The organism is Lachnotalea sp. AF33-28 (assembly GCF_003477885.1).
Classification (GTDB): Bacteria; Bacillota; Clostridia; order Lachnospirales; family Lachnospiraceae; genus AF33-28.
Window position 1 is genome coordinate 210999 of sequence record NZ_QUEE01000001.1, and the last position, 15795, is coordinate 226793.

The following is a 15795-nucleotide window of genomic DNA, read 5'->3' on the forward strand; positions in this document are numbered from 1 at the left end:
TGAGCGGCCGCTTCCATCCCCGGAAAGGTGCTGCAAGTGCGGGTTAAGACAACGGATAATTTCTTACGAAGACTGAAAAAGGATCTTAAGGTGAACTACCTCCTGTACCTGCTGGTATTGCCGGGAGTGGCATACTACATAATTTTCTGTTATGTACCGATGCCGGGAGTTATGATGGCATTTGTAGATTACAAATCAAAGCTCGGGCTTCTGGGAAGTCCTTGGGTGGGTTTAAAGCATTTTCAGCGTTTTTTTAACAGCTATTACTTTGGCGTTCTGATTAAGAACACTTTGGGCATCAGCATTTACAGTCTGTTGGTTGGCTTCCCTATTCCGATTATATTCGCGTTGATGCTCAATTATTTAAACATCAAATGGCTGAAAAAAACCGTGCAGATGGTCTCTTATGCGCCTCACTTTATTTCTACGGTTGTTATCTGCGGTATGCTCACCATGTTTTTAAATCAGGAAACAGGAATTGTAAACCAGCTTTTAGGTAAGCTGGGTTTTGAAACAGTGGGGTTCCTTGCGGAACCAAAATATTTCAAGAGTATATATGTATGGTCGGATGTCTGGCAGGGGATGGGCTGGAGCGCAATCATATATATATCGGCGCTCGCCGGAGTCGATTATGAGCTGCATGAAGCGGCAATAATGGATGGGGCTACCAAAATACAGCGCATGCTGCATATCGATATCCCCTCTATTAAATCTACCATCCTGATGCTGCTCATTCTCCAGTTCGGCTCTCTTATGAGTGTTGGATTCGAAAAGGTATACTTTCTGACCAATCCAAGGAACCAGTCCGCCGCAAATATCATATCAACCTATGTATATCAGGTCGGCATGCTGGACCATGACTACGGCTTCTCTACGGCGGTCGGTCTGTTTAATTCCTTAGTTAATATGATACTTCTCATTACCGTGAACAGAATCAGCAGAAAAGTGGCCGATGAGAGCCTGTTTTAGGGAGGATATACGATGAATAGAAGAAACCATTCGGATACCATTTTTGATACGGCCAATGTCATCATCATGTGTGTCCTTCTGCTTATTTTTATATGGCCCCTGTGGTTTGTGGTGGCCGCCTCCTTCAGCGATCCCAATGAACTGTGGATGGGAAATGTGGTTCTGCTTCCCAAAGGTTTCACGCTGGAGGCCTATGAAAAACTGCTGGAATACTCTGATATCTGGGTCGGATATAAAAACAGCATCCTGTATACTGCGGCGGGAACTCTTGTAAATCTGGCTGCGACAGTCGCTCTGGCATATCCGCTCTCGCGCAAAGACTTTATGCCCAGAAATCTCATTATGATGATGCTGATTGTCACCATGTATTTCAGCGGCGGATTGATCCCGACATATCTCGTCGTAAAAAATCTCGGTATGGTGAATACCTTCTGGGCAATGATTATCCCCGGAGCGATATCCACGTACAATGTGATTGTTACAAGAACTTATTTTTCGAACAGCATTCCCGCCGAACTGCATAACGCCGCCAAAATAGACGGTGCTAACAATCTGCAGTTTCTATGGAAAATCGTGCTGCCGCTATCCAAACCTATCCTGGCCGTGATAGGGCTGTATTATGCGGTCGGACATTGGAACGATTATTATACGGCTCTGATTTACCTTTATGATAAAAAACTGTTCCCACTCACCTGCTTTTTAAAGAATATGATTATTGACGCGTCGCTGTCCATGGAGGGCTCCTTCGGCGTTTCCGCGACAGAGATGGAAAAAATGATACGGCTGTCACAGTCTCTTAAATACAGCACCATCATTATTTCTGTTATACCGCTGCTTATTATATATCCTTTTATTCAGAAGTTTTTTGTCAAAGGCGTAATGATCGGTTCCATAAAAGGCTGAATGAGAAAGAATTCCGTATTTTCCAATCAAACAAAAGGAGAGACTATGCCAATAACGGAAGTTAATAAAAGTATGTTTGACAATGCCCAGCAGATTTTTATCAAAAACTGCCGCAATATTGTAAATTTTCAGGCCGGTTTTAAATGCAGGTTCCATGCGCTGGCGGGCAGTGAATATGAGCTGCACATTACTGGAGCAACTTTGTACAGTATTTATTTAAACGGATCATTTATCTTTTACGGACCGGCCAGAGCTCCCCACGGATACCTGCGCGTGGATACAGTAAAGCTGTATCCGACGGAGGGGGAAAACACCCTATGTGTGAATCTGGCAGGATATAATTGTCCATCTTTTGCGACGATGGCTCATCCTTCCTTTCTCCAGGCGGAGATTTTTGAAAACGGGACATCCATCCGCCATACGGGACGTGACTTTTCAGCGATTTCCTTGAATAAACTTAGAGAGCCGAAAACGTATCGCTACAGTTATCAGAGGGCCTTCACAGAGGTCTGGTATCTGGATAACAGTTCCGCTTTGACTGACTGGATGGAAACAGATTTTGAAAGTGAACCGGTCTGTGCACATGTCTATGATGAGGTGCTGATTCCGAGAATATTTGAACATCCCGATTTTTGTATCGCGGATTTTGGCAGCGCCGCCGCATACGGCGCTTTTGAGCCTGCGGCCAAGCCTGTTGTCTATGACTCAGCCCATCTGACAGGGAGGGATACCTCCATGGTATGTTACCCCACCAGTGAAATCAGGCATCATGTGCTCACAGATGTACAGGGAAAGTATACCCCTGACGGCAGCAGGAACCTGACAGATAACCGATACGCACTGTTCGATTTCGGTAGGGTGAACACCGGCTTTATAAGGGTGAATATTACCGCGCTCAAAGACAGCGAGGTCTATGTCATTTTTTCAGAGGACATAACAAAGGACGCGGGCCTCAAACTGGGGGACCTGCCCAGCATAATCACATACGAGCTCAAAGCCGGCGATCGGCCGTATGATCTGGAGGCATTTGAGGCATATTCACTGCGCTATATGACGGTCCTGGTGAAGCACGGGCAGATACAGATAAACGGTGTAGAGCTGCGTGAGTACTCCTATCCGTTGAGCCACAATACCTCGCTGGAAATCAGGGATGAAAAATTATTGCGTATATTTGACGCTGCGAGGGAAACCTTCAGGCAAAACACAATTGACTGCTTTATGGACTGCCCGGGGAGAGAGCGGGGCGGCTGGCTGTGTGACAGCTATTTTACGGGACAGGCGGAACAGATTTTTGCCGGACACGGTACCGTCGAAGAGCAATTCCTGAAAAATTTCATGCTTGCAAAGGAATTTCCGGGACTTCCCGCAGGGCTGCTTCCCGACAATTACCCGGGAGAGAATCTTCAGGTTATTCCCCAATGGATCATGTGGTATATACTGGAGGTAGATGCATATCTTAGACGCCGAAGGGACGATAAAGAGATTTTCCGGGAGTACTGTTACGTTTTTCTTGAATATCTTGAGCAATTCCGGCGTGAAGACGGGCTGCTGAAAAAACTGGACGGATGGAATTTTATCGAGTGGTCTTTGGCGAACCAATATGTGGAAATGGCCGATGTAAGCTATCCCACCAATATGCTGTATGCCCTGGTACTGGAAACCGTGGGAAATCTCTATGAGGATGAGCGGCTGCTTCACAGCGCAAAACTCATGAAAAAACAGATCGCATTGTGTTCTTTTACAGGCACACTGTTCTGTGACGGCGCGCGCTGGAACGGGACAGAATACATAAACATGGAAGAGATATCCGAGGCCTGCCAGTTCTATGCTGTATTCTGCGGCATCGCGGATGAGCAGGATAAGGGATACGCCCGCTTTTATGAATATTTTTACAATATTCTTGGCTACAGGCGCAAGCTTAAACAGGAATATCCGGAAATCGCCTATTCCAACCTTTTTATCGGGATGACAATCCGATTTGAGTGCCTGCTTAAATCCGGCAGATATGAACAGCTGCTGGAAGAGGTAAAGGAATATTACTGGCATATGGCGGATGAAACCGGCACGCTTTGGGAACATGATTCTAAGTCAGCCAGCTTAAATCACGGCCTTTCCTCTGCCGCGGGCGCGTTTATCATTAAGGGGATAACTGGAATTATTGAGATTGACGAAGCGGCGCAGGTCATAACGTTCGATGAAAGGACGCCAAAAACCGCCGGGTATAAGGTTTCGATCGGCCTGGAACAGGGCTGTTTATACGTGGATAGTGACGGCATGAACCGCAGTGTAAAAGTGGACGGTCCGTATCTCCTGCAATATGTAAATAAATAACGCTTATCCGCTGAAAGGGCGGCCGCCTTATTTCTGTAATTGATACAGAATTCAACAACTTTATAACAGTCTGCTACTTTTCTCTTGCCTTTCAGGCGTTTTTCCCTCACAATAGATCATGTATAACTATCATCATGAACGAGGAGGCGGGCTTATGATAATTGCTGTATGCGATGACCAGATCACTGAGGGCCGGGCTCTGGCCGGGTGCCTCGCATCCATACTCCAAGACCGCAAGCTGTCCGGAAATCCCATATGCTTTTCAGGTTCCGGTGAAATGCTGAAGGCTATGGGAAACGGCACCTTTCCAATCAATTTTCTGGATATTTATATGGACGGCATAAACGGTGTGGAACTGGCCCGCATAATCAGAGAACGGAATCCCAGAGCCGCAATCGTCTTCACAACCGGCAGCAGAGATCACATGGCTGAAGGCTTTGAGGTAGGCGCGGCCCATTATCTGATCAAGCCCTTTTACCGGGCCGATGTGGAGCTGGCGCTGGACCGCTGTCTGATGCTCTCTAACAGCGCGGAGCCGTATCTTGAGCTGCGCATTCAGCGTGAAACCAGAAGAGTGATGTATTCACAGATTCTCTATATTGAGTCCCAGAACCGCTGCTGCATCGTCCACACGCTGGGGGATGAGATACGGTCCTATATCCGTCTGGACCAGCTGCAGGAACAGCTGAAAGATCCCAGATTCCTGCGCTGTCATCGCAGCTATATTGTTAACCTGGACTGTATACAGGGCATCTGCGGCAATGATTTTCTGTTGATAAGCGGAATGCCGATCCCTATAAGGAGGGAGAAGAGGGCAGAATTTAAAGCCTTTTTTGAAAACTACTATTTCGAGAAAACACGCAGTCAGCTGTGAGGAAAGGATGGCCGGTTATGAAGGATACAATACGGATTTTCGTCAGCGGTTTCTTGTTGAATGCGCCCTATTATCTGCTCTGCTGTGTTCCATTTTACAGCAAGCTGCGTGTGAAAAAGCATACGCTTTTTACGCTGATCACCGCTACAACGGTGCTGGTCGCAGTCTATTATGTGCTGCGCAACATCCTGTATCCGGATGCGAGGTGGATGGATACGTTTGCAGTCGTCATCTTCTATCTGGCTTATTTTGCCCAGTATATGTTCTGTTTCCGTCTGTCGCCGCCGAAGCTGCTCTATGTATTTTTAGTCGTGCAGGCCTATGCCAATATGGTCAATATTACAGCCAAATATATCGATTCGCGCTTTTTTACAAAGGATAAGGCTCTATTCGCATCCTGGCCGTACACTCTGCTGCAGCTTAGCATCCTGTTTATCAGCTATCCGTTCCTTTTTCGCCTTTTGCGCAAACATCTAAGCGTTGCCTATGATGATCTGTCGGATAAAAGCTTCTGGCAGCTCTGCATCACTCCGGCTCTGTTTTTTCTGGTGAATATGCTCTATACATCTGTATTTATACGATATGCATTTGCCGACTTTCAGATACTCTTCATCTATCTGCTTGTGCTGGTGACAGGTTTCATCACATATTTCGTCACACTGCGCACAGCGCTGGATGCCGCAAAAGGCGCGCGTCTGGCAGCAGAAAATAAAAACATGGAGCTTCAGCTGTCGCTGCAGGCACAGGGCTACCGCCAGCTCACACAGAACATTGAACAGACCAGGGCGGCGCGCCACGATCTTAGGCATCATCTGGCTGTGATGGCCGCTTATGTCGAGCAGGGCGACAGAGACAGTCTGGCTGAATATCTGGAGAATTACCGCGTCAGCCTGCCGGAAGACACTTCCGTTCCCATCTGCGGCAATTATGCTGTGGATACCATCGTTCGGCATTACCTGGCCGGCGCGCAGGAATCCGGCGCCGAACTGGACATTAAAATCACGCTTCCCATGAACATAGGCATACCGGATACAGATCTTTGCATCGTATTTGGCAATCTTTTTGAAAATGCGGCCAACAGCGTAGCCGGGCAGAAGGACGGGATAAAATTTATCACTTCCCGCTGCAGCCTGACCGGCAGCAAACTGGTCCTGACCGTTGACAATTCCACGGACTGCGGTACAATGGCCGGCGGCATCGGACAGCAGTCTGTCAGGGCTGTGGCTGAGAAATACCAGGGCGGCGTCCGTTTTGAGCGGAAGGGGTTAGTCTATAAGAGCTCTGTTCTCCTCTGCATTCCCGCACAGCGGCCGGGTTAAGACAATGTTTCAATTTTTTTGCCTATGGTTTTGACAAATAATACTTTATTCCGTATAATAAGTCTATATTATGAAAAAGAATCCCGCTCGCGGGATTCTCCGCCTGCGGCGGGTCGCTTTAGCGACATAATACCTTCCCGCCGCAGTGCGATCCTTGCGGAGCATTTTTATTCAATAGGACGCATTTTCCTATTGAATAAAATAGGGTAAGCGTGCCATAACCGTATCCCCTCCGGTTTATAGCCAGCCCAGATTCATGCGGTGGACAATACGAGGTTGAAAATGAAAACATCTGAGGAAAACAATCCGACAAATGAAAAAATAATTGTGAACCTTTTCGGCCAGTTCCAGGTAATCAGTTCCAAGGGTGTGCTGAATGAGGATAATATACGCTCCGAGATGGTGGCAAAACTGCTCGCCTACCTTCTGTCCCATCACGGCAGTATCATTCCGGTGCAGGAGCTCTCCGATGCGATGTGGTCTGAGGATGAAACGGAGAATCCGGTAGGCGCCCTGAAAAATCTCGCTTACCGGCTTCGCAATGTTTTAAAGGAAATCCTGGGGGAGAGCAATTACATACTCACAGGACGCGGTTCTTATTACTGGAATCCTGAAATACCGGTCTATGTGGATGCAGAGGAATTTGAAGAATACTGCCGGCGTGCAAAGAGCGGCGGTTCTTTGCAGGAGCAGACAGAGTGGTATGAAAACGCAGTGGAGCTCTATCAGGGTGATTTTCTGCCCAAACAGGCCTCGGAACATTGGGTGATACCTGTCTCCACCTATTATCACACACTGTTTCTGGACGCCGCCAAGGCGCTGGCGGGGCTGTATGAGCTGGATCAGCAATATGATAAGATGGCGTCCGTATGCTCAAAGGCTATAGAAAAGGATGGGCTTGACGAACAGCTGCACTGTCTGTTCATCAAAGCTTTAGTGGGGCAGAACAAGCATGGTCTGGCCCTGGCTCATTACTCCAAGGCCACCGCGGCGCTGTATGAAAATCTCGGCACGAAGCCTTCCAAAGAGCTGCAGGAAGTGTATCAGGACCTGTTAAAGTCAAAAAATGAACTGGAGACCGACTTAAGCGTCATACAGTCAGACCTGTCTGAGGAAGCGGAGCCAGAAGGTGTATTCCTGTGCGAATACGGGGTATTCCGCCAGATTTACCGCCTGGAGGTGCGCAGATCCGCCCGCCTCGGACTCTCCGAATACGTGTTGCTGCTCACAGTCACCCCCAAGGCCTATGTATCCCAGAACAGCGACACTTATCTGAAGGTCATCAACGACGCCATGGAACAGCTGAAAGGTGTGCTGAACGGCTCCCTGCGCATCGGAGATGTGGCGTCCCGTTACAGCGGTTCCCAGTATGTGGTCATGCTGCCCACCTGCACCTTTGAATCCGCCGAAATGGTGACCAACCGCATTCTGACCAGATTTTATGCGCTGTCCAAGTATCCTAAGGTGAATATACAATTCAGTCTGGAGGAAATATCGCTTTCCAGAGTCGTATCATAATTTTGCCCCCCGCCGGATTGGCGGGGGGCAAAATATTCCCATTTCTCTTCCCAGCTTTTCCGATACCCTGGTGCAGGCAAGCATGGGATAATGGGGTGCTTTATAGTGTCAAACATACTGAGTCCGGTCTCTGCTTGGCACAAACTGCATCTGAAATCCTAAAGCAGTCAGGCACCGGTTCTCTTTGTCATAAACCGGTTCCTTCTTCCGGCAGCAGTCCATAAAGCTCTCCAGATCAGGGTGTTCATCCCTGCTGCCGCACAGGCAGAGGTATGCCATATCGCTGCCATATACCCTGTATTCACAGTCAAACAGCTGATCCCCAAAGGGCTCCGGACTGCCGCTGCACCATATGCAGACATAGCCGTTCTGCCGGGCTCCGAAGAACCAGCTCCCTTCCATGTGTGTTCGGTCAAACTTGACCCTCGGCCAGAACAGATGGGTAAAATGCACGGGATGTTCCGCAGGTATGGAGTAGATCACCCCCAGCATGCTTCCCTCCTGTTTAAGAGCCGGGAGGACTCCGTTGCCATACCAGTATCCGGGGCGCATGCTGCTGGAATCACAGGTGCCCCCCGGATGGTTTGTAAAGACCAGCGTATCCTTCGCCAGCGCCGCATACCACAGATGCTGCTGATATCCGTAGACTCCCGGTTCAAAGCATGTGGTCCCATGGAAACGCTCATTAAGAGAACGCGTATACGCATGCGCTCCTGTATCCGCATCCGGCTTCAGCGTCAGGTTCTCCCATCGCACAAAACCGCCGTCCTCCCTGGGTGACTGAGCGGAAGTCAGACAGTAATCCTTTGTCTTGCACAGACAAATCAGCGCATTTCCCGTGGAATAGCTGGTGTATATCTCTTCCTCCATCAGCTTTGCAAGGCCGGCCGGCGGGCGGTACCGGGTGGTAGCGGTAAAGGCCGCCCACCCTTCTCCTCCGTCCTCAACAAAAGGCGCGGACGGATTGATCATGTTTAGCAGCACCTGTGAGGGCTGCTGGAAGGGGTAGAGCACGCCGCGGTATACCCGTCCCATCGGAGCGATAGGAGTCCCTTGAAACGCGTGCATTGCCAGCATGGTCAGCAGCCGGTCGGCGGCCGCCTCCGCCCTGCGGGCCAGCGCATCCTTCCCATAATCAATCACGTTAAGCAGGCCGGCAAAGGTTACGAACAGATAGCCGGTGCTTAAAAATTCTTCAAATCCGTCCTTTTCCACGCAGTCAAGCCACTCCCCTACCCTGCGTTCGCCAAAAGCCATAAGCTGCCGGCCAGTCATGCCCGCCCGCGAAAACCATTCAAAAGGATACATCGCCCCGGCCGTCATGGCACAGGAATAAAACATCAGGGCGTGGTTCTCACTCCAGAAGCACATACCGTCAGCGCCGTCCTGGTCCATCCAGTAACGGTAGCCCAGTATCGCCTCCTTAATGCGGGCTTTTGTCTCTTCTTCAACCTCATAGTTATGAAGATAACGGAGCAGGCCACCCATAGTGAAATCGGAACAGTCATACCGATCATGCAGGGGGATCAGGCATTCGTTAAGATACCTCCCGTCTTCCGGCAGTTCTGCGTGCAGCGCCTTCCTGGCCAAAAGGTTTGGCATGGCGAACAAACCGCCGTTCCTCCTGGTTCCCGGCTCTTTGGCTATGCGTTCAAGGATTCTCCGGTAATTCTCACAAATAATTTCCTCACTGGACCGTCCGCCTGCTTCTGTCCGGCCGGGCAGAGGTTTTATGTCCGCAATCATCTCCAGATGTCTCGTCAGCACAGTATCCTCAAGACGGCATGAAATCAGGATATGGGGCAGATTTTTAATCAGAGCAAGCTCTTTCTTCCCATCAAGCCTTACCGTCACCTCATCCGGGTCCGCATTTTCAAACTGCACGGCTTTTTTAGTAAAGCAGGCCGTGGTATTGGCAGGCGCGGGGGCGGCAAATACCAACCATCCGTCAGCGGGATGTATCCCCTCAAGCCATTGTTCCAGCTTTGCATATTCTTCCGTGATCCGGCCGGGAAGGCATACGCATACCTCATCACGGTGTTCCAGCAGCTGAAGGCCGAACAGGCTCCTGGTATCCCGCACACCCAGATTCTGAAGTTTAAGATACAGGGAGTTGTCCCCTTTTCTTAGGGGCAGGGTGAGCTCCAGACGGTTTATAGGCTTATAGACCGGCGGATCCATGCGGCCGATGTGCATAGCGTTACAGAAGATATCGGCCGTCATATAGGTCCAGAGCACCGCTCTTACTTCCATATCCTCCCGCACCCGCAGCACAGTTGCGGCGGACAGTTCCACTCTGGCCGGCACGGAGTAAAAGGTGCTGAAATCCACAAACCAGTCGCCGTGGGAGAACCAGTATCTCCATGGCCGGCCCTCCGGCCCCATATCTCCGGGAAATGCCTCATTTACCGGAGGCAGCACCTCCTTAGCTGCGACCACAGAGCGCAGATATTTTTCAAAATGCAGCTGATTGCTGTCCCTTTTGTCCGTTGTAAAAGGCGACTCCAGGGGACCGCAGACCAGATAATTGGTTACAAATCCGTTTCTGTTCACATGAAATTCCTGCATGATGGAATTCCCTCCTCTCTCATCCCTTGACAGCGCCCGCGGTCAGGCCGGTGATAAACTGCCTGTTGGCGAACAGATAGACAATCAGTATAGGCAGCAGCGCGATGGAAGCACCAGCCGCCATGATATGCCACTCAGCCGCCGCATTGGCGCTGTATCTTAAGTTGGCAACCGCTACGCTAAGCGTCTTCAGCCCCGGGTTCGACATCGTGAATACCTGCGCGGAGACAAATTCATTCCATGCCTGCCGGAAGGAAAACAGCGCCACTACTCCCAATATGGGCTTAATCGCCGGTACAATAATCTGCCAGAAGATCCGGAACATCCCGGCACCATCTATGGTCGCCGCTTCATCCAGTTCCTTAGGCACTCCCCTGACAAATCCGGATACCAGAAAGATATTGGCTGCCTGGCCGCCAGTCATAAGAAGCGCCAGACCGATGACCGATTTCGTCAGCCCCAGACCCGAAAGCAGTTTGTACAGTGGATAGAGCGCCACGGATCCGATGGAAACAAACATGGAACATAGATAGAGCGCAGACATGAGCTTTTTCCCCGGGAAAGTCCGCCTGGCCATTACATATGCAGCCATAGAGGCGGTCACGACAGAAAACAACACGGTAAAAAGGGAAAGCATCACGCTGTTTGCCGTATATCGACCGAAATCCAGCTGCTCAAAAGCGTAGGTATAATTTTCATAATGCCATTTCTCCGGAAAGAATCCTCCGCCCAACGTCAGCTCCGCATTTGTCTTGAAAGAGCCCACTACCGCGTATATAACGGGATAAATCGTAAACAGGCACATAGCCCCCACAAAGAGCCATTTCAGCACCTGGCCGATCACTTTATTGATTTTCATCGCATTTTCCTCCTATTCGGTGATCTTATCCAGCTTGCGTGACAAAAACAGGTACAGGCCGGTAAACATTCCAATGATGCAGGCGGATACCAGGCTGACCGCCGCGCCGTAACCAAACTCCTGCGGCGCTGCCGAGCCCACCGTAATCGGAAAGAACAGCTGGTAGATATACAGGAACATGACATTGGTCTGTCCCATGGGACCGCCTTCCGTCAGCACCATGATGCTCTGCATATCCATAAAGGATATGACCAGAGCCAGCATCAGAATCATCTTGAGCACGGGCGCCATCATAGGAAGCGTTACCTTAAACAGTATCTGTACGCTGTTTGCGCCGTCGATCTTTGCGCTTTCATATACATCCGAAGGTATGCCCGTAAGCCCCGCTATGAAATACACCATATAATTGCCCACGCCGCCCCAGACCGCGATAATGATGACAGTCAGCATGGCATAGTCTATACCCAGCCAGTTGACATTTTCTTTGATCAGCCCCAGATCCATCAGAAGTCGGTTGATTTCTCCGTTATAGGTATTAAACAGCAGATAGAATACCAGCGCCATGACCGCGCTGCTCATGATGGTGGGTGTAAAAATGATGGACTGCGCCACAGCATTGCTCCTGCTGCTCTTCGACAGCAGTACCGCCAGCAGAAAGGCCAGAGGTATGGTAAGAATCAGCTTTCCGCCTACATAGACCAATGTGTTGACCACCGCGTCCCAGTACTGGCTATCTCTTGTGAAGAGCCGGACAAAATTTTCAAGCCCTATGTACCTGGCCTCACCATAGCCCCTGTAATCATAGAGCATATAGCGCAGCGCCCAGCACAACGGGTAAACTGTAAAGGCCGCAAACATAATGATATTGGGAAGCAGCATCAGATAGGAGGTTCTCTCCCTTTTGAGCGTTTTCCAGAGACCGTTTTTCTTTCTGTCGTTCTTTTTCAAATCAACCCCTCCTTAGGCAACTTTATGAAATCTTTGTCATTACATGATCCCATTATACTGTTGCTCCCGGAGGGGCAGTGATGTAAAAACGTCAGAAGCGGAGTAGAAAATTTTAAGATAATGTAGAATTCGCAGAGATATCGCTGGGCGATATATGAAACATCTTTTTAAAGCAGGAAGAGAAATAGCGTGGATCCTTATAGCCGACCAGTTCCGCCGCCTCACTGACCTTCAGATCGGTGCTGCTTAGGAGAAATTTAGCATGTTCCAGGCGGGCTCTGGTCAGGTATTCCACGAAAGTCATGCCGGTCTCCTGCTTGAACAGCTGCCGAAGATAGTTGGGGCTGATGAACAAAAGTCCGGCAACATCATCCAGACTGAACTCCGGGTTGGCCATATTTTCCCGCAAAATCCGATCCACCTTTTCCGAGATCACCTGTTTTTCAGTTATCTCCCCTCTTTTTCTGCCGATGAGAAAAATTATGAAATCCAGAAAAACCTCTTTAAGCCTCAGGAAGCTCCGGGCGGTCAGCACATCCCTCCTGAACCGCTCCGCTTCCAGATAGCTGATGCGGACAGCGTCTCGGCCCGGGCTCTGGATGCGATGGCCCGCGGTCAGAAAGCACATGCGTATGAAAGCAGCGTCCCTGATCCCGTTCTCGTCAAACCAGCTGCATAAATCACATACCCGTGCCCGCGCCATCGTTTCGTTTCCGTAATTCACCGCAAGGGCCAGCTCCTTTTGTATCTCTTCGGGAGGATACAGGCAGACCGCCATGCGGCCTGCCTGGCTGTCCTCATAATTGACAGCGGGCGGCATATCCTCAATAAATCCATATTCCATGGCCTGTCTGGCCTGGTACATGGATATGGGCAGACCTTTCACAGAGGTTACAAACCCTCCGATAAAAAAATGCAGCTCTCCCAGCCCTTCCGACCGCATATAATTGGCCAGAGAAGTGAGTCCAAGGTTGAGCTTGAGGAACTCTTCTGAAGCCCGCTCTCCCGGCAGACGAAACACCGCCGCATAAATTCCGGCTTCCATCCGGATCAGAACAGGTTCTCCCAGCCTGGCGAATTTGCGGTACAGGCCTTCTCTTATAATCTCTTCCTTGACATCTCCGCTGCAGAGAACACAGCAGTAGCTGGCCGGTTCCTGTATCATAGGCTCGGTTTCACTATTTCCGCCGTTAAGCAGTTTGCCATACAGCTGTTCCAGCCTGGGATTTCTGTGACTGTCTTTGAGGTCCACTCCTGCCAAGGGCCCCAACGCCCTTCTGCTCTGATCCAGCTCTTTTTTAAATTTCTCCAGTATGGCCAGCAGCTTAGTGGTATCCAGCGGCTTCAGCAGGTACTCCCTGACACCGATTCTAAGCGCCTGCCGGGCGTACTCGAACCGGTCATAGCCGCTTAAAACAATCAGCCTTGCATCCGGCAGCAGGCAGCTGATATTTTCCAGAAAATCCAGCCCGTTCATACGCGGCATCGTAATATCTGTGATAATCACATCGGGCAGCAGCGATTGGGCCAGTTTCAGAGCTTCCTCACCGTTTTCGGCCAGTCCGGCCACTTCAAAGTCCGCACAGTGCTTTGCCAGATATCTGGCCACGCCGTCCCGAATGCTCTTTTCATCGTCTGCTATCAGAATACGGTACATAAGTTTCCACATCCTTTTCTTCAATGATGGGCATACGGATCGTTACCTTTGTGCCCTTACCGTACACGCTGTCTATCGTGACGCCGTAATCGTCTCCGAAATACAGGCGTATCCTTTCATTGACATTAAATATTCCATAGCCTTCCTTGCTGACGGAAAGATTTCTGGCCAGATCTTTCCGGATGACGGCCAGCTTATCCTCCGGTATACCCACCCCGTCATCCTCCACCGTAAACACCACCGCTCCATTCTCCTGAAAGCCGGTAATGTTCACCGTACCTCTACTGCCCTTTTCCTTAATGCCGTGATAGATGGCATTTTCCACCAGCGGCTGCAGCACCAGCTTGACGATATACAGACTGTCCAAATCAGAGGCTGCCTTGAGTTCATAGCTCAACCGATCCCCATACCGCTGGCACTGTATCTTGAGGTAACTGGTCACATGCCGTATCTCATCCTCAACAGGAATGATCTCACGGCCCCGGGACAGGCCGATACGGAACAGAGTCGCGAGGGCCTGTGTCATCTGGCTGATATCTTCCGCATCGATCTCCTCCGCCTTCCAGCGTATGGAATCCAGTGTATTGTAGAGGAAATGTGGGTTGATCTGCGCCTGCAGCGCCTTCAGCTCCGCCCGTCGTTTCAGCAGCTGCTGTATCCTCACCTTCTCCTTTTCATCCTGCAGCTGCTCTATAGTCTGATTCAGACTCATAATCAGCTCATGGGTATACTGCAGCATGTTGTTGAAACTGGAGGCCAGCACACCGATCTCATCCTTCCTGTAATAGGGAAAACCGATCTCGTAGTTTTCTTTTCCTGCATTTTTCATTGTTACAGAAAGCTGATAGAGCGGGTGAGTGATCTTTTTCACAACGCCGGTGACGGCTAAAAAAGTGATCAGGATCACCACCAGGTTGATCACGATAAATGAACGTGTCAACGAGGTCAGCCTGGCCAGGGCGTCGCTCTTGGACTGGATATAGACAATATTCCATGGAGAGGCGGATATCTCCTGATAATTAAGCCAGTATTCTTCTCCCCCCATGTGCTCATTGTAGACGCCGTTCCCCTGGCCGGCGAGCGTACTTAGATATTTAGGTTCCAGACCCTTTTCAACAAAATCTATGTGACCATCAATCATGCGGGAAGCGATTACCTGGCCGCCGTCGTCAAAAAGCAGCACACTGGCATCTTCCGCATACAGGATATCCTTAAGGTACTCATAGATCCGGTTTTGGTCCAGGTTGGCCAGTATCACATTATCCCGGCTGTAACCGTCAATAGTAAAGCGGTACAGCAGAGGAACCACCTCCTTATGGGAGATGAATATTTCATCTGTACAGGGTGTCCCCCATATTATAGGCCCATACCCTTCCCGGACAAGGGAATACAGCTTAGAATTTTCAAAGCTATAATTTTTTGTAACAAATACGGTCATATCCGTATAGGAAGCTTCCGGCGTATAGAAATAAAGGGAAGAAATCAGCGGCTCTGTGATCTTATAAAGGGACAGTGTATTGCTGATGCTGCTCATAATATCTCCGTCCATAGCAGAACCTGGTTCCAGCAGCAGTTTTTCCACCGCGTTGGAAAAGGATTGGTCCATGCGGATATAATAGAGACGTTCGATGACATTCTTCACCTTTGTTTCCATATACGTCCCGATGGCCGCCAGACTGGTCTGCGCACGTTCTCTGGCCTGAACTTCAATTCTCCCGGCCACCAGACGGTACAGCAGCCCCTGGCTTATCAGAAGGATGGCAAACACCACTGCCAGCAGCGCTACGGATAGTTTATTGCGAAAGCTAAGAGTGCGTTTGGCTTTGATTTCCGGATTCAATATGTCATC

Annotated in this window: 11 protein-coding genes; 6 read left to right on the forward strand and 5 right to left on the reverse strand. The window is 49.8% G+C overall.

Features of this window, described 5'->3' with window-relative positions:
- Positions 1–36 precede the first annotated feature (36 nt).
- The 6 genes from DWZ56_RS00865 to DWZ56_RS00890 all read left to right on the forward strand — a co-directional run bounded on the left by DWZ56_RS00865 (position 37) and on the right by DWZ56_RS00890 (position 7914).
- On the forward strand, positions 37–969 hold the full coding sequence (locus DWZ56_RS00865) for an ABC transporter permease (RefSeq protein ID WP_243095002.1): 933 nt from the start codon (positions 37–39) through the stop codon (positions 967–969).
- 12 nt (positions 970–981) lie between these two features.
- Positions 982–1872 (forward strand): carbohydrate ABC transporter permease, encoded by an 891-nt coding sequence (locus DWZ56_RS00870; protein WP_118554494.1) that lies wholly within the window; start codon positions 982–984, stop codon positions 1870–1872.
- A 45-nt stretch (positions 1873–1917) separates the two neighbouring features.
- Positions 1918–4203 (forward strand): alpha-L-rhamnosidase-related protein, encoded by a 2286-nt coding sequence (locus DWZ56_RS00875; RefSeq protein ID WP_158584377.1) that lies wholly within the window; start codon positions 1918–1920, stop codon positions 4201–4203.
- Positions 4204–4357: 154 nt separating this feature from the next.
- Positions 4358–5077, forward strand: coding sequence for a response regulator transcription factor (locus tag DWZ56_RS00880; protein WP_158584378.1), 720 nt, complete (start codon positions 4358–4360; stop codon positions 5075–5077).
- 17 nt (positions 5078–5094) lie between these two features.
- Positions 5095–6396, forward strand: coding sequence for a sensor histidine kinase (locus DWZ56_RS00885; RefSeq protein WP_118554497.1), 1302 nt, complete (start codon positions 5095–5097; stop codon positions 6394–6396).
- 282 nt (positions 6397–6678) lie between these two features.
- Entirely contained in the window at positions 6679–7914 is a 1236-nt protein-coding gene (locus tag DWZ56_RS00890) for a BTAD domain-containing putative transcriptional regulator (RefSeq protein WP_118554498.1), read from the forward strand.
- Between the two features lie 108 nt (positions 7915–8022).
- On the opposite strand, the gene DWZ56_RS00895 is transcribed toward DWZ56_RS00890, so the two are convergent.
- The 5 genes from DWZ56_RS00895 to DWZ56_RS00915 all read right to left on the reverse strand — a co-directional run bounded on the left by DWZ56_RS00895 (position 8023) and on the right by DWZ56_RS00915 (position 15786).
- On the reverse strand, positions 8023–10482 hold the full coding sequence (locus tag DWZ56_RS00895) for a hypothetical protein (protein ID WP_118554499.1): 2460 nt from the start codon (positions 10480–10482) through the stop codon (positions 8023–8025).
- A gap of 19 nt (positions 10483–10501) precedes the next feature.
- Positions 10502–11341 (reverse strand): carbohydrate ABC transporter permease, encoded by an 840-nt coding sequence (locus tag DWZ56_RS00900; protein WP_118554500.1) that lies wholly within the window; start codon positions 11339–11341, stop codon positions 10502–10504.
- 12 nt (positions 11342–11353) lie between these two features.
- On the reverse strand, positions 11354–12289 hold the full coding sequence (locus DWZ56_RS00905) for a carbohydrate ABC transporter permease (RefSeq protein ID WP_243095003.1): 936 nt from the start codon (positions 12287–12289) through the stop codon (positions 11354–11356).
- 112 nt (positions 12290–12401) lie between these two features.
- Entirely contained in the window at positions 12402–13946 is a 1545-nt protein-coding gene (locus DWZ56_RS00910) for a response regulator (RefSeq protein WP_158584379.1), read from the reverse strand.
- Positions 13918–15786, reverse strand: a complete 1869-nt coding sequence (locus DWZ56_RS00915) for a cache domain-containing sensor histidine kinase (protein WP_118554502.1) — start codon at positions 15784–15786, stop codon at positions 13918–13920. Before DWZ56_RS00915 ends, DWZ56_RS00910 begins: the two co-directional genes overlap by 29 nt.
- Positions 15787–15795: the final 9 nt, after the last annotated feature.

Coding starts and splice junctions, on each gene's coding strand:
- DWZ56_RS00870 (WP_118554494.1), top strand. CDS start 982: ATGAATAGAAGAAACCATTCGGATACCATTTTTGATACGGCCAATGTC.
- DWZ56_RS00875 (WP_158584377.1), top strand. CDS start 1,918: ATGCCAATAACGGAAGTTAATAAAAGTATGTTTGACAATGCCCAGCAG.
- DWZ56_RS00880 (WP_158584378.1), top strand. CDS start 4,358: ATGATAATTGCTGTATGCGATGACCAGATCACTGAGGGCCGGGCTCTG.
- DWZ56_RS00885 (WP_118554497.1), top strand. CDS start 5,095: ATGAAGGATACAATACGGATTTTCGTCAGCGGTTTCTTGTTGAATGCG.
- DWZ56_RS00890 (WP_118554498.1), top strand. CDS start 6,679: ATGAAAACATCTGAGGAAAACAATCCGACAAATGAAAAAATAATTGTG.
- DWZ56_RS00895 (WP_118554499.1), bottom strand. CDS start 10,482: ATGCAGGAATTTCATGTGAACAGAAACGGATTTGTAACCAATTATCTG.
- DWZ56_RS00900 (WP_118554500.1), bottom strand. CDS start 11,341: ATGAAAATCAATAAAGTGATCGGCCAGGTGCTGAAATGGCTCTTTGTG.
- DWZ56_RS00910 (WP_158584379.1), bottom strand. CDS start 13,946: ATGTACCGTATTCTGATAGCAGACGATGAAAAGAGCATTCGGGACGGC.